17 protein-coding genes are annotated in these 22840 nt (G+C 49.9%); all 17 read left to right on the forward strand.

What is annotated here, in order from left to right:
- Positions 1-109 precede the first annotated feature (109 nt).
- The 17 genes from ftsZ (at position 110) to ppdK (ending at position 22673) form a co-directional block, all read left to right on the forward strand.
- A complete protein-coding gene (gene ftsZ, locus DWZ40_RS13205; protein WP_118543479.1) occupies positions 110-1357 on the forward strand; it encodes a cell division protein FtsZ in 1248 nt (415 codons plus the stop codon).
- 237 nt (positions 1358-1594) lie between these two features.
- Positions 1595-2425, forward strand: coding sequence for a sigma-E processing peptidase SpoIIGA (locus DWZ40_RS13210; RefSeq protein WP_182431743.1), 831 nt, complete (start codon positions 1595-1597; stop codon positions 2423-2425).
- 24 nt (positions 2426-2449) lie between these two features.
- A complete protein-coding gene (gene sigE / locus DWZ40_RS13215) occupies positions 2450-3190 on the forward strand; it encodes an RNA polymerase sporulation sigma factor SigE (protein ID WP_118543481.1) in 741 nt (246 codons plus the stop codon).
- The gene (locus tag DWZ40_RS13220; protein WP_243035338.1) at positions 3183-4286 is read left to right on the forward strand and encodes a stage II sporulation protein P; all 1104 of its coding nucleotides are present in this window, start codon (positions 3183-3185) and stop codon (positions 4284-4286) included. Before sigE ends, DWZ40_RS13220 begins: the two co-directional genes overlap by 8 nt.
- 168 nt (positions 4287-4454) lie before the next feature.
- Positions 4455-6269 carry a translation elongation factor 4 gene (gene lepA / locus DWZ40_RS13225; protein WP_118543482.1) on the forward strand — a complete coding sequence of 605 codons (1815 nt, stop codon included), beginning with the start codon at positions 4455-4457 and terminating at the stop codon, positions 6267-6269.
- Entirely contained in the window at positions 6262-7506 is a 1245-nt protein-coding gene (gene hemW / locus DWZ40_RS13230; RefSeq protein WP_118543483.1) for a radical SAM family heme chaperone HemW, read from the forward strand. The genes lepA and hemW overlap by 8 nt, the downstream gene beginning before the upstream one ends.
- Before the next feature lie 177 nt (positions 7507-7683).
- Entirely contained in the window at positions 7684-9000 is a 1317-nt protein-coding gene (locus DWZ40_RS13235; protein WP_118543484.1) for a family 10 glycosylhydrolase, read from the forward strand.
- A 37-nt stretch (positions 9001-9037) separates the two neighbouring features.
- A complete protein-coding gene (locus DWZ40_RS13240) occupies positions 9038-9562 on the forward strand; it encodes an adenine phosphoribosyltransferase (protein WP_118543485.1) in 525 nt (174 codons plus the stop codon).
- Between the two features lie 26 nt (positions 9563-9588).
- Positions 9589-10452, forward strand: coding sequence for a YdcF family protein (locus DWZ40_RS13245; RefSeq protein WP_118543486.1), 864 nt, complete (start codon positions 9589-9591; stop codon positions 10450-10452).
- Positions 10453-10506: 54 nt separating this feature from the next.
- Positions 10507-13440, forward strand: coding sequence for an insulinase family protein (locus DWZ40_RS13250; protein ID WP_182431745.1), 2934 nt, complete (start codon positions 10507-10509; stop codon positions 13438-13440).
- Positions 13441-13551: 111 nt separating this feature from the next.
- The gene (gene era, locus DWZ40_RS13255; RefSeq protein ID WP_118543487.1) at positions 13552-14544 is read left to right on the forward strand and encodes a GTPase Era; all 993 of its coding nucleotides are present in this window, start codon (positions 13552-13554) and stop codon (positions 14542-14544) included.
- 69 nt (positions 14545-14613) lie between these two features.
- Positions 14614-15273: a DNA repair protein RecO gene (recO, locus tag DWZ40_RS13260; RefSeq protein WP_118543488.1), complete on the forward strand. Its 660-nt coding sequence runs from the start codon at positions 14614-14616 to the stop codon at positions 15271-15273.
- A gap of 73 nt (positions 15274-15346) precedes the next feature.
- Positions 15347-16003: a hypothetical protein gene (locus DWZ40_RS13265; RefSeq protein WP_118543489.1), complete on the forward strand. Its 657-nt coding sequence runs from the start codon at positions 15347-15349 to the stop codon at positions 16001-16003.
- Positions 16004-16023: 20 nt separating this feature from the next.
- Entirely contained in the window at positions 16024-17412 is a 1389-nt protein-coding gene (locus DWZ40_RS13270) for a glycine--tRNA ligase (RefSeq protein WP_118543490.1), read from the forward strand.
- A 1-nt stretch (position 17413) separates the two neighbouring features.
- Positions 17414-18466, forward strand: a complete 1053-nt coding sequence (mobB, locus tag DWZ40_RS13275; RefSeq protein ID WP_118543491.1) for a molybdopterin-guanine dinucleotide biosynthesis protein B — start codon at positions 17414-17416, stop codon at positions 18464-18466.
- Positions 18467-18482: 16 nt separating this feature from the next.
- Complete coding sequence (glp, locus tag DWZ40_RS13280) at positions 18483-19691, forward strand: gephyrin-like molybdotransferase Glp (RefSeq protein WP_118543492.1); 1209 nt, start codon at positions 18483-18485, stop codon at positions 19689-19691.
- A 354-nt stretch (positions 19692-20045) separates the two neighbouring features.
- A complete protein-coding gene (gene ppdK, locus DWZ40_RS13285) occupies positions 20046-22673 on the forward strand; it encodes a pyruvate, phosphate dikinase (RefSeq protein WP_118543493.1) in 2628 nt (875 codons plus the stop codon).
- Positions 22674-22840: the final 167 nt, after the last annotated feature.

The raw sequence follows: 22840 nt of genomic DNA on the forward strand, positions 1-22840 counted from the left end.
GTTGATATTTTCAAGGAAATCACCTATAGTATTATTTAGACTAGTTTTTGATATAATGTTACAAAACTGTTACAAAAGGCCAATGAAAGAAGTTAAGGAGGAATCAGTCTTGTTAGAGATTAAGATAAATGAAGCGGAAAACTCCGCGAAGATCATTGTGATCGGTGTTGGCGGTGCCGGCAACAATGCAGTAAACCGCATGGTAGACGAAAATATTGCAGGTGTCGAGTTCATCGGCATCAATACCGATAAACAGGCATTGCAGTTCTGTAAGGCTCCGACCGCCATGCAGATCGGCGAGAAGCTGACCAAGGGCTTAGGCGCTGGTGCAAAGCCAGAGGTTGGACAGAAAGCAGCAGAGGAGAGTTCCGAGGAGATTGCTCAGGCCATCAAGGGCGCTGACATGGTATTTGTTACCTGCGGTATGGGCGGCGGTACCGGTACCGGTGCAGCTCCGGTCATTGCAAAGATCGCAAAAGACATGGGCATTCTGACCGTTGGTGTTGTAACAAAGCCATTCCGTTTTGAGGCAAAGGCACGTATGAGCAACGCGCTTGCCGGAATCGAAAACTTAAAGGCAAGTGTTGATACCCTGATCGTAATTCCGAATGATAAACTTCTTGAAATCGTTGACCGCAGAACCACGATGCCGGATGCATTAAAGAAAGCAGACGAAGTGCTGCAGCAGGCTGTTCAGGGTATTACCGACCTGATCAACGTTCCGGGTCTGATCAACCTTGACTTTGCAGATGTACAGACGGTTATGACCGACAAGGGCATCGCCCATATCGGTATCGGACATGCCAAGGGCGACGACAAGGCTGTTGAGGCTGTTAAGCAGGCAGTAGCAAGCCCGCTGTTAGAGACCACCATCGAGGGCGCTACCCACGTGATCATCAACATCTCCGGCGACATCAGCCTGATCGAGGCAAACGAAGCAGCAAGCTATGTTCAGGAGCTGGCTGGCGATGATGCAAACATCATCTTCGGTGCAATGTACGACGAGAACGCACAGGATGAGGCCACCATTACCGTAATCGCAACCGGTCTGGATGCACATGCAAATACTCCGGTTAACAAGGCTATGGCTGAGTTTGGAAACTTCAAACCGAAAATGCCGTCCGGATTAAACTTAAACACCCAGAGTGTTGGCCGCACCGCTGCTGCTGAGGCAAGCGCAACGGCTGCAAAGGCTGCACCGCAGCTTCACACCCAGGCCCAGAGCGTAAAACCGGTTCCGGCACAGACTACGCAGGCTGCAGCTCCGGCTCAGAGTGCTCCGGCAAGCCAGGGTTCTTACCGTCCGTTAAACCAGACCCAGATCAACATTCCGGATTTCTTAAAGAATAAGCGCTAAGAATCATTCTGAGGCTACATATTATTTCTACGACAAAAGACGACAAAGACAGAAGACCAGTTTGGGTTTTCTGTCTTTGTCGTTCAAAAATGGAAGTTTCGTCCGTCGCTTTGACAAAATTTTCTCTTTCTGCGAATTATAATGAGGACATGAGCAATGAGAATCCTTGTAACTGTGAGAACATCAGGCAGTTACGAAGCCCTGGAAAGGCTCATGATGTCAGGGGGACAATGTAGCATGGCAGAAACGCTGTATCTGGATCTGCTTTTTCTGGTGAATCTGTCAGCGGATTTGTATCTGTTGTTTCTTACGGGTCTGATCTTGAAAGAACCCGTAAGGAAACGAAAAAGCAGACTCTTTTTTGGCTCATTCAGCGGAGCAGTGCTGGGATGCAGTCTGGTTTTTGTCCCGGTGCGATCGGTTTTTTTGTGGAAAGTTCTGGAACTGATCCTGCCAGCTGTACTTATGACGCGGATCGCATTTGGAAACCATGGGATACGGACATGGCTCCGGCAGGTTTGTATACTGTGGATGCTTGCACTTTTTATGGGGGGAATCTGCAGTGTGCTGGAACCTGCAGACGGAATGTCTGCTTCGGTGTCTTCTGGTTTTTGGAAGATGACGTCCTGGTCTGCCGGAAGGTTTTTTCCGGTTTTGGGCATTGCGGGGCTGTGTTTGTATGCGGCAGTGGTCTTCCTTGAACGGAGAGCCGTGTTTTGCGACAATCTGTATGAGGTAACGCTGCATGATCATGGAAAACAAAAAACAGTCCGGGCCCTGCGGGATACCGGGAATCAGCTGTATGAACCATATGGCCACCAGCCGGTACACATTCTGGAAAAGCGAGTCTGCCTGGAATTTTGTGAAACAGCATCCGGAGTCATTTACATTCCGTTTAGCAGCGTGGGAACCGAAGCGGGACTTTTGCCGGCAGTGCGGATGGAACGGATGGAAATCTGGAAGAACGAGAAACAGATCCGGACATTGGAACAGCCCTGGATCGCGATCAGTGAAACGCCGCTGTCGCCCCGGCATCAATACGAAATGCTTCTGCATGGAGAACTATAATACAAAGACCTGGAGGATGGAAAAGTGATCGTAAAAGTTTCAGTACCAAATCGTTTTCAGTTTAAGGCAGTTTCTTCTTTTACTACAATGTTGTGGCAGAGGAAGGGAGAAGTCCATTATATTGGGGGTGCAGACATTCTTCCGCCGCCACTGGAAAGCAGGAAAGAAGCAGAAATGCTTTCCATGCTTGGGACTGACAGAGAAAAAGAGGCAAAGTCTCTTCTGATCGAACACAATCTGCGTCTGGTTGTATACATAGCAAAGAAGTTTGATAATACGGCGGTAGGCGTGGAAGATCTGATTTCCATAGGAACCATTGGTCTGATCAAAGCAATCAATACCTTCAACCCGGAGAAAAATATCAAGCTGGCTACCTATGCATCCCGCTGCATTGAAAATGAAATTCTTATGTATCTGCGCCGCAACAGCAAGACGAAGGCAGAGGTATCCATTGATGAGCCGCTGAATGTTGACTGGGATGGAAATGAGCTGCTCCTTTCCGATATCCTTGGTACGGATGATGACATGATCTACCGGGGACTGGAAGATGAAACGGAACGGCAGCTTTTAAATTCGGCGATCGATCGTCTGAGCCCGCGGGAAAAGACCATTGTGGAGCTGCGTTACGGATTAAAGAATGTGGAAGGAGAAGAAATGACCCAGAAGGAAGTGGCAGACCGCCTGGGAATTTCCCAGTCCTACATATCGCGTCTGGAAAAGAAAATTATGAAACGCCTGAAGAAGGAAATCGTTCGTTTTGAATAATATACTGATTTGGGCGCTGAAATGGATGCTGGCGGTGTGTCTGCAGCTGCGCTATCCAACGGTGCGGTTCCAGAAGGAAGAACCCGTAAGGAGCGATCCCTCTTATGAGATATACGAAACATACAGGTATGCGTACAGACAGTACGGATACCTGTTTTCGTATGCAGAAGAGACGCAGGAGGATGGCAAGACAGCGAATGAAACGACAGGCTGGGAGAAGGAAGCAGGGAACGGCGAGAACGAAAAAGAAAACGGAGGAAGCGGAAACGTGAAGGAAACGTACAGTCTGGAAAGGGATGCAGGAAACGAGAGAAACTCCACCTTGTTTTCCCGGCTTCAGGACTATGATTATCTGATGAAGCATTATTTCAGCGTCCATGCGTCCACGACAGCCGACCGGGGACTGATGAAGGCAGATCAGCTGCTTGGCACCGATGTAACGCTGGAGAAGAATCCGGAAGTTCCCCAGATCCTGATTTATCACACCCATGCCAGCGAAACATATGCCGATTACGGACCCGGACAGCCAGATGCCACGGTGGTGGGAGCCGGAACTTATCTGACGGAACTTTTACGGGCGAAGGGATGGAATGTGATCCATGACACAACCGCTTATGATCAGAAAGAGGGAAAACTGGAGCGAAGCCGGGCGTATACGTATGCGCTGGAAGGAATCCAGCGCATCTTACAGGAACATCCGACCATAGAAGTGATCCTGGATCTGCACCGGGACGGAGTAGCAGAGTCGGTGCGTCTGGTGCAGGAAATTCAGGGAAAACCGACTGCCCAGATCATGTTTTTTCAGGGGATGAGCCGGACACCGGAGGGCGAGATTGCCTATCTGCCAAATCCCTATTTGCAGGAAAATCTGGCATTCTCGTTTCAGATGCAGCTGGCTTTGAGCCGCTATCCCGGATTTACAAGGAAAATTTACCTGAAAGGTCTGCGTTACAACCTGCATTTGCGTGGCAGGTCTTCCCTGATCGAAGCCGGAGCGCAGACCAACACCATGGAGGAAGCCAGAAACGCCATGGAACTGCTTGCACAAGCGGTAGATACGGTGCTCCAGCCTGCTGGCGGGGATGCTGTGAATTGAAACAGACTGAAAAACAACCGGAAAACAGGCATGATATCGTGTTGCAAGGGATCTGAAAAAATGTTATTATTATAAATTGACGAATTGTTTCCTTTCTGCAAGACGCAGAAAACGGAAACGGAAACAAAAAACTGATCTTATACGTTTTATTTTGGAGGAAATCAATACATGGCATCAATGGACCAAAGCAAGATCCGTAATTTCTGTATCATCGCCCATATTGACCACGGCAAATCTACGCTGGCAGACCGCATCATCGAGATGACTGGTCTTCTGACCAGCCGTGAAATGCAGGCGCAGGTACTCGATAACATGGACCTGGAGCGGGAGCGTGGAATTACCATCAAATCCCAGGCAGTCCGCACCGTTTACCGTGCAAAAGACGGAGAAGAATATATTTTTAACCTGATCGATACCCCTGGACACGTCGACTTTAACTATGAGGTATCCAGAAGCCTGGCTGCCTGCGACGGTGCGATCCTTGTCGTAGATGCGGCACAGGGCATTGAAGCCCAGACGCTGGCAAACGTTTACCTGGCCCTGGATCATGACCTGGATGTATTTCCGGTCATCAACAAGATCGATCTTCCGAGTGCCAGACCGGACTGGGTGGCAGACGAAATTGAGGATGTGATCGGCATTGAGGCACACGATGCGCCGCGTATCTCCGCAAAGACCGGTCTGAATGTGGAAGATGTGCTGGAGGCCATTGTCCACAAGGTTCCGGCGCCGGTGGGAGACCCGGAGGCACCGCTTCAGGCACTGATCTTTGACTCTTTGTATGACCCGTATAAGGGCGTTATCGTATTTTGCCGGATCAAAGAGGGAACCGTAAAGAAAGGCACCCGTGTGCGCATGATGGCAACCGGAGCGGAGGAAGAAGTGGTTGAGGTCGGCTATTTCGGTGCAGGTCAGTTCATCCCGTGTGACGAGCTGAGCGCCGGTATGGTTGGCTACATCACGGCCAGCATCAAGAATGTAAAAGATACCCGTGTGGGCGATACCATCACCGATGCGCTGCGTCCGTGTGCAGAGCCGCTTCCTGGATATAAAAAAGTAACTTCTATGGTATACTGCGGACTTTACCCGGCAGACGGTGCAAAGTACAATGACCTGCGCGATGCGCTGGAAAAACTTCAGTTAAACGATGCGTCCCTGTTCTTCGAGCCGGAGACTTCCATCGCCCTTGGCTTTGGTTTCCGCTGCGGATTTTTAGGACTTTTGCATCTGGAGATCATTCAGGAGCGTCTGGAACGCGAATACAACCTCGACCTGGTTACTACGGCTCCGGGCGTTGTCTACCGCGTGCATAAGAAAAACGGCGAGATGATCGAACTGACCAACCCGTCCAACCTTCCGGACCCGACCGAGATCGAGTATATGGAAGAGCCAATCGTCAGTGCGGAGATCATGGTAACCACCGAGTTTGTGGGTGCGATCATGACACTGTGCCAGGAGCGCCGCGGCATCTACCATGGCATGGAATACATTGAAGAAACAAGGGCACTCTTAAAGTACGATCTTCCGTTAAACGAGATCATTTACGATTTCTTTGATGCGTTAAAATCCCGTTCCAGAGGTTACGCTTCCTTCGACTATGACATGAAGGGATATGAAACTTCGGAGCTTGTGAAGCTGGATATCCTCATCAATAAAGAAGAGGTGGATGCCCTGTCCTTTATCGTACATGCAGATTCTGCCTACGAGCGCGGCAGAAAGATGTGTGAGAAGTTAAAAGAGGAGATTCCGCGCCATCTGTTCGAGATTCCGATCCAGGCAGCGGTAGGCGGCAAGATCATTGCCCGTGAGACCGTAAAGGCGATGCGTAAGGATGTCCTTGCGAAGTGCTACGGTGGTGATATCTCCCGTAAGAAGAAGCTTCTGGAAAAACAGAAAGAAGGAAAGAAACGAATGCGTCAGGTGGGCAATGTAGAAATCCCGCAGAAGGCATTTATGAGTGTTCTGAAATTAGACGATGAATAAACGAGAACTGGAACTTTATATTCATATTCCCTTTTGTGCCCGCAAGTGCTCTTACTGCGATTTTTTATCGTTCGCAGCACCGGAGCGGACATACCGGGAATATATGGACAAACTGATCGAGGAAATCTGCGGTCAGGGTCCGAATTTTCAGGAGTACCGTGTGTCCACGATCTTTGTGGGCGGCGGTACTCCGTCGATTCTGCCGCCAGATCTGATCATGGAGCTGTTTGCGACACTTTCGGAAAATTTTGATATTTCCCCGGATGCGGAAGTGACCATGGAGGCCAATCCGGGCACCCTGACGATGGAAAAGCTGGAAGTATACCGCCAGAGCGGTGTGAACCGCTTAAGCATTGGTCTGCAGTCGGCCGATGAGAAAGAATTAAAATACCTTGGGCGGATCCATTCCTACGATTCCTTTTTAAAGAGCTATCAGCGTGCCAGACAGGCCGGGTTTAAGAACATCAATGTGGACCTGATGTCAGCGCTTCCGGGTCAGGACGTCCATTCCTGGAAAACGACGCTGAAAAAGGTCATGATGTTAAAACCGGAGCATATTTCGGCATACAGCCTGATCATTGAAGAAGGAACCCCGTTTTTTGAACGTTTTGGGGAGAAATCGTGCGGCACGGCGGCAGCGGTTCCAAACGGAGCCGGTGCGCCTGCAAAAACAGCGGCAGAGGTGGCTGCCCGCGCAGCTGTGATGACATTGCCGGATCTCCCGGACGAGGATACCGACCGCGAGATGTACCATCTGACGAGAGAGATGATGGCGGCGCAGGGCTACGAACGTTATGAGATATCCAATTATGCCAGAAAAGGTTATGAATGCCGTCACAATATTGGTTACTGGACCGGTGTGGAATATCTGGGACTGGGACTTGGTGCCTCATCCTACACCTACGGATACCGCTATCACAATACCGAAAATTTACAGGAGTACCTCTCGTTGAATCTCTATGAAGGGGGAGCGGCGACCCGGGACATTGAAGAACTTTCCCTGGAAGACAAAATGGAAGAGTTCATGTTTACCGGTCTGCGTATGATGAAGGGCGTGTCCGGCAGTGAATTTCTGGAGCGTTTTGGACTGAATATGTGGAATGTCTATGGAGATGTCCTGAAAAAACTGGAAAAACAGGGGCTGATCGAAGTAGAAGCACCGATGGTCCGGCTGACAGAATTCGGAATCGATGTCAGCAATGTGGTGTTAAGCGAATTCCTCCTGGATCGGAACTGATCCTTGCGAAATCAACGCTGTTTGCGCAGCACGTGAACCGTAATAAAACGAATTTCTTAAGGATAGCTTCATGATTTGTTTGGTTGTTCTTTCCCGGATCCTTTGCTATACTGTTTATGAAAAATATGGTAACTGCGGGAAAACGCATCCTGCAGCTGATTGGAAGTGAGTGCGGGAATGAGAAAACGGTACCGCATGAAAGGACATCTGGGAGGAACTGGAATGCTGATACAAAAGAAACTTAAGATACATGCCGGAACATGCTACCTGGTTTTTCAGAGGGCAGTCTGTCTGCTGCTTACGGGGCTCATGGTCTTACAGGCAGGTCTGTTCCCTGCGTTTGCCGCACCAGTGGCATCGGTCATCCGCTCCGATGAGCTGCGCGGCGTGTGGATTTCTTATCTGGACTGGGAACGGCTTCCGGCAGACCAGGAATCCTATAAACGGGAAGTCGATAAAATGCTGGACCGCTGCCTGGAATTAAAAATGAATACCCTTTTTGTGCATGTGCGTCCGGATGCAGATGCCATGTATCCGTCTTCCTATTTTCCCTGGTCCCGTTTTGTGACAGGAAACCAGGGGCAGAACCCGGGGTACGATCCGCTGGCGGTTTTTGTAAAGGCAGCACATGCGAAAGGTCTGCAGTTTCATGCGTGGGTCAATCCGTACCGTGTGACAGGCTACCACAACAACTGGGATCAGGTTTCTGACCAGAATCCGGCGAAAAAGTGGCTGACCGATGCGGATCCGTCGAACGACCGCTGGGTATTAAAACAGAATGGTGCCTATTATTTCAACCCGGCTATCCCGCAGGTGCGGGAACTGATCACAAACGGAGTACGGGAGATTGTGCAGAAGTATACGGTGGACGGCATCATTTTCGATGATTATTTCTATCCGGAAGTGGACAATTCCAATGCAAGCCGCTGGTTTGACAAACCAGAGTACGATGCGTCAGGCAGCACGCTTGGCATCGCGCAGTGGAGACGGGAAAATGTCAACGAACTGATCCGCAGCGTATACCAGGCGATCAAGGAGACAAGGCCGTCCGCCCAGTTTGGCATCAGCCCGGAGGGCTATGTCAATCATCTGCGCAGCGACAACCGCCTGTTTACAGATATTGATACCTGGCTGTCCCATGACGGTTATGTCGACTACATCATGCCGCAGATCTACTGGGGATTTGAGCACCAGCTTGCAAATGGCAGTCCGGCACCCTTTGCGTATGAAAATAATCTGAAAACCTGGATCGCTCTGGTAAAGAAAGGTCATGCAAAGCTTTACATCAGTCTTGCCATGTACAAGGCAGGAAGCAGTGCACGGGATAATACCGGAATCCCGGAATGGAAGCGTTATGACGATATCATCAGCCGTCAGGTAGAAGCCGGGCGCGTCACCGGTGCGGTCGCCGGGTTCAGTTTTTATGAATATGGCTCCTTCCAGGAAGAAGTATGCCAGAAAGAAGTCAAAAATCTGTTGAACGTGTTCCGTTAAAATAGAATGACGAAAAAAGATAAGGAGAAGATTGAACATGAAAAAGTTAGAAGATTACGTAGTAAGTATTCCAGATTTTCCGGAGCCAGGCATTATTTTCCGCGATGTTACCTCGATCCTTCAGGATGCAGACGGTCTTGCACTTGCTATTGACAGTATCCGGGAAATGCTAAAAGATCTGGACTACGACGTTGTGGTAGGTCCGGAGTCCCGCGGCTTTATTTTCGGTGTGCCGGTTGCTTATGCGGAGCATAAGAGTTTTGTGCCGATCCGCAAGAAAGGAAAACTGCCGCGTGAGACGATCACTGCAAAATATGATCTGGAGTATGGCTCTGCTGAGATTGAGATCCATAAAGATGCCATCAAACCGGGACAGAAAGTAGTTGTAGTCGATGACCTGATCGCAACCGGCGGTACGACCGAAGCAATTATCAGCCTCATTGAACAGCTGGGCGGCAAAGTGGTAAAACTTTGCTTCGTTATGGAACTGGCAGGATTAAAAGGACGTGACCGTCTTGCCGGATACGATGTGGAGTCTGCAATCATCTACGAAGGAAAATAAACAAGAAACTGATGTGAGGTGAAACGATGTTAATATGGGTCTTCACTGCGGCAGCACTGCTTTGCCTGGTATATTACGGGATCATCGTATTGTATGCGGGATTTGGCACATCGTTTGCAGTGTTATGGCTTCTGATCGGTGGATTTTTCGGAGCGACGGCAGCCGGTATTCATATTTATCAGAAGTATCCGGAACGGATGCCGCTCTGGATCCCGGTCTCTTTTGTGACCTTGTGTGCTTCCGGGCTTATGATCCTTCTGGTTACGCAGATTTTAATCTTTGGAGGAATTCCGGCAACAGCGGAGCCATCCCTGGATTATGTGATCGTGCTTGGCACGAAAGTAAAACCGGACGGATCGCTGAGTAAAACGCTGAAACTGCGTCTGGATAAGGCACTGGAATATACAAAAGAAAATCCGGAAACGGTTTTGATCCTTTCCGGAGCCAAGGGCGACGGAGAGCCATGTTCGGAGGCGGAAGCCATGGAACGCTATCTCCTGGAACAGGGGGCAGAGAAAGAACGGCTGGTACGGGAAGAACAATCCTTCAGTACGGTAGAAAATCTGGCTTACAGCAAGATCCTGATCGAAAACAGGGAACAGCAGATCTTGCAGGAACAAAAGCAAAAGGAAGAGGCAGAAATGCTTCTTCGTGCGCCGGAAGAACCGGGACAAAGCGGGAAAAATACTTCCGGGCTGTCCGAACGGCACCTGCGGATCGGTATTTTAACCAGTAATTTTCATTTGTGCCGTGCCGGCATGATCGCAAAGCATCAGGATTATGGTACGGTTTACGGCATTGCGTCAGAATCCGACAAAGTTCTGCTGGTGCATTTTTCCCTGCGTGATGGCATAGCCATATTAAAAGACCGCCTGATGGGCAACCTATAATGGAAAGCAAGACAAAAAATAAGATCGTAAAAAGACAGGAAAGGAAGACAACGGATGAATCAGCTGGAAGCAATAGAAAAACTGGATGCCTACCGTGTGGTAGAGCATAAAACCATTGAAGAAATGCAGTCAGAAGGCATTGTCCTGGAACACAAAAAGACAAAAGCCAGACTGTTCCTGGTATCAAATGATGACGAGAACAAGGTATTCTGTATCGGTTTTCGGACTCCGCCGGACAATGACTGCGGGCTGCCGCATATTCTGGAGCACAGCGTGCTGTGCGGTTCCGACAAGTTCCCGTTAAAGGATCCGTTTGTAGAGCTGGTAAAGGGATCTTTGAATACCTTTTTAAATGCCATGACCTACTCGGATAAGACTGTGTATCCGGTTGCAAGCTGCAACGATAAGGATTTCCAGAACCTGATGGATGTTTACATGGACGCAGTCCTGCATCCGAACATTTACAAAGAAGAGAAGATTTTCCGCCAGGAGGGCTGGCATTACGAGCTGGAGAGCAAGGATGCCCCGCTCATTTATAATGGTGTTGTATACAATGAGATGAAGGGCGCTTACTCTTCTCCGGAGAGTCTCTTAGACAGTGTGACCCAGAAGACCCTGTTCCCGGATACCTGCTATGGCAAGGATTCCGGCGGTGACCCGGTTCACATTCCAGAGCTGAGCTATGAAAAATTCCTGGATTTCCATAGAACGTACTATCACCCCTCCAACAGCTATATCTATCTCTACGGCGATATGGATATGGCTGAGAAGCTGGCATGGCTGGATGAGGAATATTTAAGCCACTACGAGGAGCGTCCGGTCGATTCCCGCATCCGGGAGCAGAAGGCATTTGAAAAACCAGTAGAGTGTGAGTTCTCCTATTCCATCACCGATGGAGAATCCGAGGAGGATGCAACCTATCTTTCCGTGAATACCGTCGTGGGTGATGATCTGGATCCGAAGCTTTACGTGGCATTCCAGATTCTGGAGTATACCCTGCTTGATGCACCGGGAGCACCGTTAAAACAGGCGCTGATCGATGCCGGAATCGGTAAGGACATCCTGGGCGGATACGAGAGCGGCATTTTACAGCCATTCTTCTCCGTCATCGCAAAGGATGCCAACAAGGAGCAGAAGGGCGAGTTTTTAGCGATCGTAAAGGGCACGCTGAGAAAGCTTGCTGATCAGGGCATCAACCGCAAGAGTCTGCTTGCCGGCATGAATTATTTTGAGTTTAAATACCGTGAGGCGGATTATGGTTCTGCACCGAAGGGTCTGATGTATGGTTTGCAGTGCCTGGACAGCTGGCTGTACGACGGAGATCCGATGACGCACCTCTGCTACCAGGAAACTTTCGACTTCCTGAAAAAAGAAGTGGAGAACGGCTATTTTGAGCAGCTGATCAAAGATTACCTCCTGGATAACCCGTTTGAGGCTGTGATCGTGGTAGCGCCGGAAAAGAACCTGACCGCAAAAGAAGATGAAAAGCTGGCTAAGAAGCTGGCTGATTATAAGGCATCTCTTTCAGAGGAGGAACTGGAGAAACTGGTTTGTGCAACCAGAGAGTTAAAGGAGTACCAGGATACCCCGTCCACTCCGGAGATTTTGGCAAAGATCCCGCTCTTAACCCGCGAAGACATTGATAAAAAAGCAGAGACCTTCTTCTGGACCGAGAAAGAGGAGGACGGCATTAAAGTGCTGCACCACAATTTCTTTACCTCTGGAATCGGCTATTTAAAGATATTATTCAATACCAGCGTACTGCCGCAGGAAGATCTGCTGTATGCAGGTCTGTTAAAATCCGTGCTGGGTTCCATCAGCACAGAGCATTACAGCTATTCGGATCTGACCAGTGAGATCCATTTAAACAGCGGCGGCATGGATTTCTCCGTGACTTCCTACGCAAACCTGCAGGATGCCGAGCAGTTTACCGGAGCGTTTGTGGCAAGCATCCGTGTGCTGTACGATAAGCTGGATTTTGGATTTACCATGCTGGAAGAAATTTTAAACCACTCCGTATTTACGGATGAAAAGCGTCTGGGCGAGGTGATCCAGGAGACCCGCTCCCGTGCGAGAATGAAACTGGAGAATGCAGGACACAGCACGGCAGTATCCCGCGCAACCTCTTACTTCTCTGCGACTGCATACTACAATGAGCTGACGGGCGGCACGGCGTATTATCATTTCCTGGAGCAGCTGGAAAAGGATTATCCGGCAAAGAAACAGGAGATCATTGCAAAGCTTCAGGAAGTAAGCAGAAAGCTTTTCACCCGTTCCAATATGCTGGTAAACTACACGGCAGATGAAAAGGGCTATGAAAAGCTTCCGGAAACCTTAAAGCTGCTTTCCGCAAAACTCCCGGAGGGAAGCCGCGAAACGTATGCATTTACCCATCCGGTCAAGAATGTGAACGAGGGCTTAAAAACCTCCGCACAGGTTGACTATGTGGCGCGCTGCGGCAATTTCCGCGATGCAGGCCTTGCGTATACCGGTGCATTAAAGATCCTTCAGGTGATCTTAAGCTACGACTACCTGTGGCTGAACATTCGCGTGAAAGGCGGCGCGTATGGCTGCATGAGCGGATTTGGACGTTCCGGCGAGGGCTATCTGGTATCGTACCGCGACCCGAACTTAAAAGAGACAAACGAGATCTACGAGGGCATTCCGGCTTACTTAGAGCAGTTTGACCCGGATGAGCGCGACATGACCAAGTACGTGATCGGAACCATCAGCAATCTGGATGCTCCGCTGACGCCGTCCGTGAAGGGCAGCAGGGGACTTTCCGCATATCTGTCCGGTGTGACGGAAGAGATGATGCAGACCGAGCGAGACCAGGTCTTACAGGCAACCAAGGAGGATATCCGCGCGCTGGCTGCCCATGTCCGTGCCGTACTGCAGACCGGAAGCTTCTGCGTGGTAGGAAATGAGGAAAAGATCGAGGCAAACCGCGCAATGTTTGGCGAGGTTTCCAGTCTTACGAGAGGATAACAGGTGTGTGCAGTGTGCGGCACGCAGCCTGTAGGAAACGTTGTTGGGAAAGGATAACTGGGAAGGTACTGAACAGTTACCAAAACAGTTATGTATGGGAAAGGATAAACTATGGCAAAGAAACCGGAAGGTACGAATTTTGATCAATTGCTGGAAGAACTGAATGGAGCGAAAAAGGGCGGTGCGGGCAGCGAAGCAGCTGCCCCGGTTCAAAAAAAATCCGGCTTTGTAACGCTGATCGGACGGCCAAACGTAGGGAAATCCACGCTGATGAACCATCTCATCGGCCAGAAGATCGCCATTACTTCAGACAAACCGCAGACCACAAGAAACCGCATTCAGACCGTCTATACCGATGAGCGGGGACAGATCATTTTCCTCGATACGCCGGGCATCCACAAGGCAAAAAATAAGCTGGGTGAGTATATGGTCAATGTGGCAGAGCATACCTTAAAAGAGGTGGACCTGATCTTGTGGCTGGTAGAGCCGAGCACCTTCATCGGTGCCGGGGAACGCCATATCGCCGAGCAGCTTCAGGGAGTCAAAACCCCGGTCATTCTGGTCATCAACAAGACCGATACGGTAAAGAACCAGGAAGATATCCTGACCTTTATCAATGCTTACAAGGATATCTGCAATTTTGCGGAGATCGTTCCAGTATCAGCGCTCCGTGATAAGAATACGGACACCCTGTTGGAACAGCTGTTCAAATATCTGCCTTACGGTCCGCAGTTCTACGATGAGGATACCGTGACAGACCAGCCGATGCGCCAGATCGCCGCAGAGCTGATCCGCGAAAAGGCACTCCGCCTGTTAGAGGAAGAGATTCCGCACGGAATCGCAGTCACCATTGAGAAGATGAGTGAGCGCCCGAATGGCATCATGGATGTGGAGGCAACCATCATCTGTGAGCGCGATTCCCACAAGGGCATCATCATCGGCAAGGGCGGCGCCATGTTAAAACGCATCGGTTCCGCTGCCAGAAGAGAGCTGGAGGCAATGCTGGAGACGAAGGTCAACCTGCAGATCTGGGTCAAAGTGCGGAAAGAATGGCGCGACAGCGAATTGTTAATGAAGAATTATGGTTATAATCCGAAGGAATAACAGAAAAAGCGCCGCAGGGATGGAAAGGCAAATAGAAGTGCTGCGGGAGCAGAAAGGCAAACGGGAACAGTGAGAGAATCGGTGAATCTGACCGGAATGGTCTTAAAAGCAACTCCGGTCGGGGAAAATGACCGGCGACTGGTGATCTTAACCAGGGAGCGCGGCAAGATCACGGCCTTTGCCCGCGGTGCCAAACGGCCGGGCAGCCCGCTTTTGGGCGTGACCAGGCCCTTTGTGTTTGGTACCTTTAAGCTGTACGAAGGAAGAGATGCCTATAATCTGCAGGCAGCTGACGTGCTCAACTATTTTTCTGAGATCACGATGGATATGGAGGCAACCTGCTACGGCTCTTATTTTCTGGAATTTGCGGATTATTACAGCCGGGAAAATTTAGAGGCGACCGAGCAGCTCCTTTTGCTCTACCAGTCGCTGCGGGCCTTGTTAAAGCCGGCCCTTCCAAACTCGCTGGTACAGGCAGTGTTTGAGCTGCGCAGCATGGCGATCAACGGGGATTATACGGAGCATCCGCCCCGTCCGGTCAGCGATTCTGCCAATTATGCCTGGGAATATATCGTGGCATCACCGCTTGAATCCCTGTATACCTTTACGCTGGCACCGGAAGTTTTAGAGGAACTGAAGCACTGTGTGGAGCTGAACAAACGGCGCTTTATTGACCGGGAATTTCATTCCCTGGAAATCCTGAAAATGATGGAGACCGTAACAATTTAAATAAAGTGTTGAAAAACCGTTTATGAACAGGTATAATCCTAAAGAACCCGCAAAAAGGGCAAAGAGGAGATTTATGAAAAAGAAGACAGCAGTTTTGACTGCAGCCGTGCTGCTTTGTGCAGTCTGGACTGCAGGCTGTTCGGAAACAGGGGCGAAGAAAAAAGCCTGGGACGCTTCTGAGAACAGCATTTATGTGGCGGATGACTTAAGTGTGCAGAGCGCCATGGTCTACACATCACAAAAGGAAAACGACCGGTACAGCGCCGAGGGCTTAGCTGAATTTGCAAAAGAGCAGATTTGTTCTTATAATGAAGAACAGGGAGCGGCTGCCGAGGCAGAACATACAGAAGGGAAAGAAAAACTCCCGGTGGCGCTGGAAAAAAGCAGCCTGGAAGGGACGACCGGTACGCTGGTATTTTCCTATGCTTCCCCGGATGATTTTGTGAAATTTTCCGAGGAAAATGGCGACGATACGCATTCTGTAACATCGCTGCAGGTGTTGGATACGGATGCATCGAAATTGCCGGATCTGACCTACAAAACAGCTTCCGGAAAGAGCATGGAACTTTCAAAGGCCGGGGCGAAAAAAGGCAGCCATATGGTCCTGACCGAAGGCAGTGCTTCTGTTTACACGGAAGGAAAGATCCTTTATGTGACCGAAGGCGTGGAAATAACAAGTGATCATTCAGCAGTGACCCCAGAGGGAACCGGCTGTATTATATTCAAGTAAAAAAGAGAGGTTATCTGACGATGGAAAAAACAATGGAGAAAATCGTAGCACTGGCAAAGACCAGAGGATTTGTTTATCCGGGTTCCGAGATCTATGGCGGTCTCGCAAACACCTGGGATTACGGCAACCTTGGTGTTGAGCTGAAAAACAATGTAAAGAAAGCATGGTGGCAGAAATTCATTCAGGAAAGCCCGTACAACGTAGGCGTTGACTGTGCAATCCTCATGAACTCCCAGACCTGGGTTGCTTCCGGACATCTTGGTGGCTTCTCTGATCCGCTGATGGACTGTAAGGCATGTAAGGAGCGTTTCCGCGCCGACAAGCTGATCGAAGATTACATGGCTGAGAACGGCATTACCATTGAGGGCAGCGTAGACGCATGGTCCCAGGAAGAAATGAAAAAATACATCGATGATAATAACATCTGCTGCCCAAGCTGCGGTAAGCATGATTTTACCGATATCCGTCAGTTTAACCTGATGTTCAAGACCTTCCAGGGTGTAACCGAGGATGCAAAGAACACCGTTTACTTAAGACCGGAGACCGCTCAGGGTATTTTCGTAAACTTCAAGAACGTACAGCGTACTTCCAGAAAGAAAGTTCCGTTTGGTATCGGACAGATCGGTAAATCCTTCCGTAACGAGATTACCCCGGGCAACTTCACCTTCCGTACCCGTGAGTTCGAGCAGATGGAGCTGGAGTTTTTCTGCAAACCGGGCACAGATCTGGAGTGGTTCCAGTACTGGAGAGGCTTCTGCCGCGACTGGCTGCTGGCACTTGGCTTAAAGGAAGACGAGATCCGTCTGCGCGACCATTCTCCGGAGGAGCTTTGCTTCTACAGTAAGGGTACCACCGATATCGAGTTCAAGTTCCCATTCGGCTGGGGCGAGCTGTGGGGTATCGCAGACAGAACTGACTACGATTTAACCCAGCATCAGAACACTTCCGGTGAGGATATGACCTACTTCGATGACGAGGCAAAGGAGAAATACATCCCGTACGTCATTGAGCCGTCCCTGGGTGCAGACCGTGTTACCCTGGCATTCCTGTGCGCAGCATACGACGAAGAGGAGATCGGTGAGGGCGATGTCCGTACCGTCCTTCATTTCCATCCGGCCATCGCACCGGTTAAGATCGGTATCCTTCCGCTGTCCAAGAAGTTAAACGAGGGCGCAGAAAAGGTATACGCAGAGCTTGCAAAGTACTACAACTGTGAGTTCGATGACAGAGGAAACATCGGTAAGAGATATAGAAGACAGGACGAGATTGGTACTCCGTTCTGCATTACCTATGACTTTGAGTCTGAGGAGGACCACGCAGTGACCGTCCGCGACCGCGATACCATGGAGCAGGTTCGTGTGCCGATCGCTGAGTTAAAACAGTATTTCGAGGACAAGTTCCGTTTCTAATATGAACGATAACCAATTAAAAACCGTAGGCGCAGTCGCCGGCTACATTCTCGCAGGAGGAAAAAACACGCGTATGGAGGGACAGAAAAAACTGTTTCTCCGCTACGGCGGTGAAACGTTCTGCCAGAGAATTGTAAAAGCCTGTGACTGTCTGCCTGCGGTTTATTTGTCTGTAGATCAAAAAGAACCGTACAAGGAAGCCGGTCTGCCCATGGTAGAGGACCGGTGGAAGGAAATCGGACCGATCGGGGGAATTGCAAGCGGACTTTGGGACTGCAAAGAAGAGGCGCTTCTCGTGATAGCCTGCGATATGCCCATGATCGATGCCGGACTGGTAGGAAAAATCCTGGAGTGCTACCGGAAAGAACCATCCTCCATTCTTGTGACGGCACAGAGCGGACGCATTCACCCGCTTTTTGGAATTTATCCCAAAAGAATATTGCCCTGCATGACAGAACAGATTCAGGCAGGTGATTACCGCATGATGCATCTGCTTAAGCGCGCCGGATACCGGATCATGGAACTGGAGACGGAGAGTCACGCGATGGAAAATGTGAATACGAAAGAGGCTTACCGGGGATTGACAGGTTCTGCAATGCAGAATGCTGCGGCGCCGAACCCTCAAATGGTAATTTCTCTCCAAAAGAAGAGTCCTTTCGTATTTGCGGTCAGCGGCTATAAAAATACAGGAAAGACGACTATGATCACGCGTCTTGTGCCGGAACTGACGAAGCGTGGCTACAAAGTAGCGGTCATCAAGCATGACGGTCATGATTTTGAGAGCGACGTACCGGGAACGGACAGCTACCGTCATCAGAAAGCGGGGGCTTATGGGACTGCGGTATTTTCCAAAAACCGTTTTCTGGTCACGAAAGAATGTCAGGGGATTACGGAGAAGGATCTATTTGCGGCATTTCCGGAGGCAGATATCATTCTGATCGAAGGACTGAAAAACAGCAGTTATCCGAAATACGTCTGTAATTATCCGCAAGAGCCTCTGATTTCAGCGGAAAAACTGGCAGATGAACTGGAAACGTTAAAAAAACAAATATAGGAGCATAGAGAGAAACATGGTTCGTATCACACTAGAGGAAGCACAAAAACTTATCTTTCAGCAGGAATATGCCGTAGAAGCCATGCGGCGTCCGGTCACAGAGTGCGCCGGCAGTGTCCTGGCAGAAAACCTGGTATCCGGGATGATGCAGCCTCCGTTTGCGCGCTCGGCTATGGATGGCTATGCGTTGCGGCAGGAAGATGTCCGGAAAGCAGACCGGGAGTATCCGGCTATCCTGCAGGTTGTCTATAAAACCTGTGCCGGAGACCGACCGGGAAGAAACATTCAGCCAGGGGAGTGTGTGCGCATTATGACTGGTGCCATGATCCCGGAAGGCGCAGACTGCGTGATTCGGCAGGAAGATACCGATTACGGGGAAGAAACCGTTCAGATTTATACAGCTGCAGTTTTGCAGCAAAACTGCTGTCAGGCAGGGGAAGATTTTCAAGCAGGGGAAGTTCTGGCAAAAGCAGGCGAAACGGTGGATGCTTACACCGTTGCCGCTGCGGTCGCTTCCGGGAAAAAAGAACTCAGTGTACGGCGGAGACTGCGGGCGGCGCTTGTTACGACAGGGGAAGAACTGTGCGAGACCGGAAGCGTTTTGCAGCCGGGGCAGATCTACAATTCCAATCAGGCGTATCTGCGGGTGAGACTGATGCAGGAGGGCTGCGATGTCGTGTATTGCAAAATGACCGGAGATGACCGAGAGTCCATTGCCAGGGCAGTGCAGGAAGCCGCAGACAAAGCCGATTTTGTCATTACGACAGGAGGGGTATCGGTCGGACAGAAAGACCAGCTCCCCCATGTGATGGATGCACTGGGGGCACGGATCCTGTTTCGTGGAATTGCAGTGAAACCCGGAATGCCGACGATGTGCTCCGTACTTGGAAAGACTCCGGTGCTTTCCTTATCCGGGAATCCGTACTCGGCTTTTTCTGTATTTGAACTGTTGATCAGACCGCTTACGGCAGGTCTTCTGGGAGCGGATGGGTATGATTATATCCGGATCCACACAACCGCCTCATCGGATTTTTTAAAGGAAAGCAGAGGAAGAAGACTGCTGCGGGGATATTACGATGGAACTGCGGTCGCACTTTCGAAAAAACAGCAAAATGGCCAGCTGACCGGCGGGATCGGATGTAACTGCCTGGTGGATGTTCCGGCAGGCAGCGGACCGGTATATGCCGGGACTCCGGTCGAGATTATTTTGACAGGGATATCGTGATGCACGGTACCCCTGTTTTTTTCGCAATAAAATGACATGCAATAAAAAGAGCCTGCCTGACTGCAAAGCGCAGTGTCAGATTCGTTTGGGTACAAAATTCGTCAAAATATGCAAAATACACATTCGTATATACGAACTCACATCGTATATGTGAAAATGACGGGAACGAAACAAAATTTTACGAGTTTTTGCTAAAATTTATACAAAAAACACCAAGAAAAACCTTTACTATCGCAAAAAATATGGTATACTTATACCAGACCGTCGATGGTGATTTTTTTGTGCAAAAACTATACCGACGGAGTTGAAAACCGTAGGCAGCATCGTCTACACAAGTTGAGGAGGAAAAAACCAATGGCTAAAAAGTGGGTGTACTTATTTACAGAAGGTGACGCTACCATGAGAAATCTTCTCGGTGGTAAAGGCGCAAACCTGGCTGAGATGACCAATATCGGTCTTCCGGTTCCGCAGGGCTTTACAATTACAACTGAGGCCTGCACACAGTACTACGAGGATGGCCGCGAGATCAACGAAGAGATCCAGGGGCAGATCAACGAGTACATTGAGAAAATGGAAGAGATTACCGGAAAGAAATTCGGAGATCTCGAGAACCCGCTTCTGGTTTCCGTACGTTCCGGCGCACGTGCTTCCATGCCTGGTATGATGGACACCATCTTAAACCTGGGCTTAAACGAGCAGGTTGTTAACGTAATCGCTGAGAAGTCTGGCAATCCGCGTTGGGCTTGGGACTGCTACAGAAGATTCATTCAGATGTATTCCGACGTTGTAATGGAAGTCGGTAAGAAATATTTTGAGGCTCTCATCGATGAGATGAAAGAAAAGAAAGGCGTTAAGCTTGACGTTGAGTTAGACGCTGACGACTTAAAAGAGCTGGCTAACCAGTTCAAGGCTGAGTACAAAGACAAGATTGGCGCAGACTTCCCGGATGATCCGAAGGAGCAGTTAATGGGCGCAATCAAAGCTGTATTCCGTTCCTGGGACAACCCACGTGCAAACGTTTACCGTCGTGACAACGATATCCCGTATTCCTGGGGTACTGCTGTAAACGTACAGTCCATGGCATTTGGTAACATGGGTGATGACTGTGGTACCGGTGTTGCATTTACCCGTGACCCGGCAACCGGCGCAAAGGGTCTGTTCGGTGAGTTCTTAACCAACGCACAGGGCGAGGACGTAGTAGCTGGTGTCCGCACTCCGATGCACATCCAGGAGATGGCAGAGAAGTTCCCGCAGGCATACGCAGATTTCGAGAAAGTATGTAAGACTCTAGAAGATCACTACAGAGATATGCAGGATATGGAGTTCACCGTTGAGCACGGCAAACTGTACATGCTGCAGACCCGTAATGGTAAGAGAACCGCTCAGGCTGCATTAAAGATCGCTTGTGACTTAGTAGACGAGGGTATGAGAACTCCGGAAGAAGCCGTTGCAATGATCGATCCGCGTAACCTGGATTCCTTATTGCATCCGACCTTCGACCAGAAGGCATTAAAGGCTGCTACCCCGATCGCTAAGGCTTTAGGTGCAGCTCCTGGTGCTGCATGTGGTAAGATCGTCTTCACTGCAGACGATGCTGTAGAGTGGGCTGAGAGAGGCGAGAAAGTTGTTCTGGTTCGTCTTGAGACCTCTCCGGAAGACATTACCGGTATGAAGGCTTCCCAGGGTATCCTGACTGTTCGTGGTGGTATGACCTCTCACGCAGCAGTAGTTGCACGTGGTATGGGTGCCTGCTGTGTATCCGGCTGCGGCGACATCATTATGGACGAGGCAAACAAGAAATTCACTCTGGCTGGCAAAGAGTACCACGAGGGCGATGTGATCTCCTTCGACGGCTCCACCGGCTGTGTATATGACGGAGCAATCCCGACTGTAGAGGCAACCATCGCAGGTGAGTTCGGACGTATCATGGCATGGGCTGATGAGTACAGAACCATGGCAGTACGCACCAACGCAGATACCCCGCACGATGCGAAGAAGGCTCGTGAGCTTGGCGCAGAGGGCATTGGTCTTTGCCGTACCGAGCATATGTTCTTCGAGGGTGACCGTATCGATGCATTCCGTGAGATGATCTGCTCCGATACCGTAGAAGAGAGAGAAGAGGCTCTGGAGAAGATCCTTCCGTTGCAGCAGGGCGATTTCGAACAGCTCTACGAGGCTATGGAGGGCAACCCTGTAACCATCCGTTTCCTGGATCCGCCGTTACATGAGTTCGTTCCGACTGAGGAAGAGGACATCGAGAAACTGGCTAAGGCAAAAGGCAAGACCGTTGCAGAGATCAAAGCAATCTGCGAGTCCCTGCATGAGTTCAACCCGATGATGGGTCATCGTGGATGCCGTCTGGCTGTTACCTATCCGGAGATCGCTGTTATGCAGACCAAAGCTGTTATCCGTGCAGCAATCAATGTAAAGAAAGCTCATCCGGACTGGACCATCGTTCCGGAGATCATGATTCCGCTTATCGGCGATGTAAAAGAGTTAAAATACTGCAAGAAGACCGTTGTTGAGACTGCAGATGCAGAGATCGCAGCAGCTGGTTCTGACCTGACCTACCATGTAGGTACCATGATCGAGATCCCGAGAGCAGCCCTGACTGCAGACGAGATCGCAAAAGAGGCTGACTTCTTCTGCTTCGGTACCAACGACCTGACCCAGATGACCTTCGGCTTCTCCCGTGACGATGCTGGTAAGTTCTTAGGTGCTTACTACGATGCGAAGATCTACGAGAACGATCCATTCGCAAAACTGGATCAGACTGGCGTAGGCAAGCTGATGGAGATGGCTATCAAGCTTGGCAAGGCTTCCAACCCGGATCTGCACATCGGTATCTGCGGCGAGCATGGCGGAGACCCGTCTTCTGTAGAGTTCTGCAATAAGATCGGTCTGGATTATGTATCCTGCTCACCGTTCCGTGTTCCGATCGCAAGACTGGCAGCAGCTCAGGCAGCAATTGCGCAGAAATAATGAAAAACAAAATCGTAGGATATCCTATACTGAAAGACCGCGTACTGTTTGGTACGCGGTCTTTTTGTGGCTATGTTGAGCTTTATGGGTAGAAATACAAAGAAATTTATGCTAGACTAAGCATATATTCGTTACTGCTTGTGCTTTGCGTAAACAGCAGCGGCAAA

This window comes from Clostridium sp. AF32-12BH, from assembly GCF_003477935.1.
In the GTDB taxonomy this organism is placed as follows: domain Bacteria; phylum Bacillota; class Clostridia; order Lachnospirales; family Lachnospiraceae; genus Brotaphodocola.

Coding starts and splice junctions, on each gene's coding strand:
- DWZ40_RS13210 (WP_182431743.1), top strand. CDS start 1,595: ATGGCAGAAACGCTGTATCTGGATCTGCTTTTTCTGGTGAATCTGTCA.
- lepA (WP_118543482.1), top strand. CDS start 4,455: ATGGCATCAATGGACCAAAGCAAGATCCGTAATTTCTGTATCATCGCC.
- hemW (WP_118543483.1), top strand. CDS start 6,262: ATGAATAAACGAGAACTGGAACTTTATATTCATATTCCCTTTTGTGCC.
- DWZ40_RS13235 (WP_118543484.1), top strand. CDS start 7,684: ATGAGAAAACGGTACCGCATGAAAGGACATCTGGGAGGAACTGGAATG.
- DWZ40_RS13240 (WP_118543485.1), top strand. CDS start 9,038: ATGAAAAAGTTAGAAGATTACGTAGTAAGTATTCCAGATTTTCCGGAG.
- DWZ40_RS13245 (WP_118543486.1), top strand. CDS start 9,589: ATGTTAATATGGGTCTTCACTGCGGCAGCACTGCTTTGCCTGGTATAT.
- DWZ40_RS13250 (WP_182431745.1), top strand. CDS start 10,507: ATGAATCAGCTGGAAGCAATAGAAAAACTGGATGCCTACCGTGTGGTA.
- era (WP_118543487.1), top strand. CDS start 13,552: ATGGCAAAGAAACCGGAAGGTACGAATTTTGATCAATTGCTGGAAGAA.
- DWZ40_RS13265 (WP_118543489.1), top strand. CDS start 15,347: ATGAAAAAGAAGACAGCAGTTTTGACTGCAGCCGTGCTGCTTTGTGCA.
- DWZ40_RS13270 (WP_118543490.1), top strand. CDS start 16,024: ATGGAAAAAACAATGGAGAAAATCGTAGCACTGGCAAAGACCAGAGGA.
- mobB (WP_118543491.1), top strand. CDS start 17,414: ATGAACGATAACCAATTAAAAACCGTAGGCGCAGTCGCCGGCTACATT.
- glp (WP_118543492.1), top strand. CDS start 18,483: ATGGTTCGTATCACACTAGAGGAAGCACAAAAACTTATCTTTCAGCAG.
- ppdK (WP_118543493.1), top strand. CDS start 20,046: ATGGCTAAAAAGTGGGTGTACTTATTTACAGAAGGTGACGCTACCATG.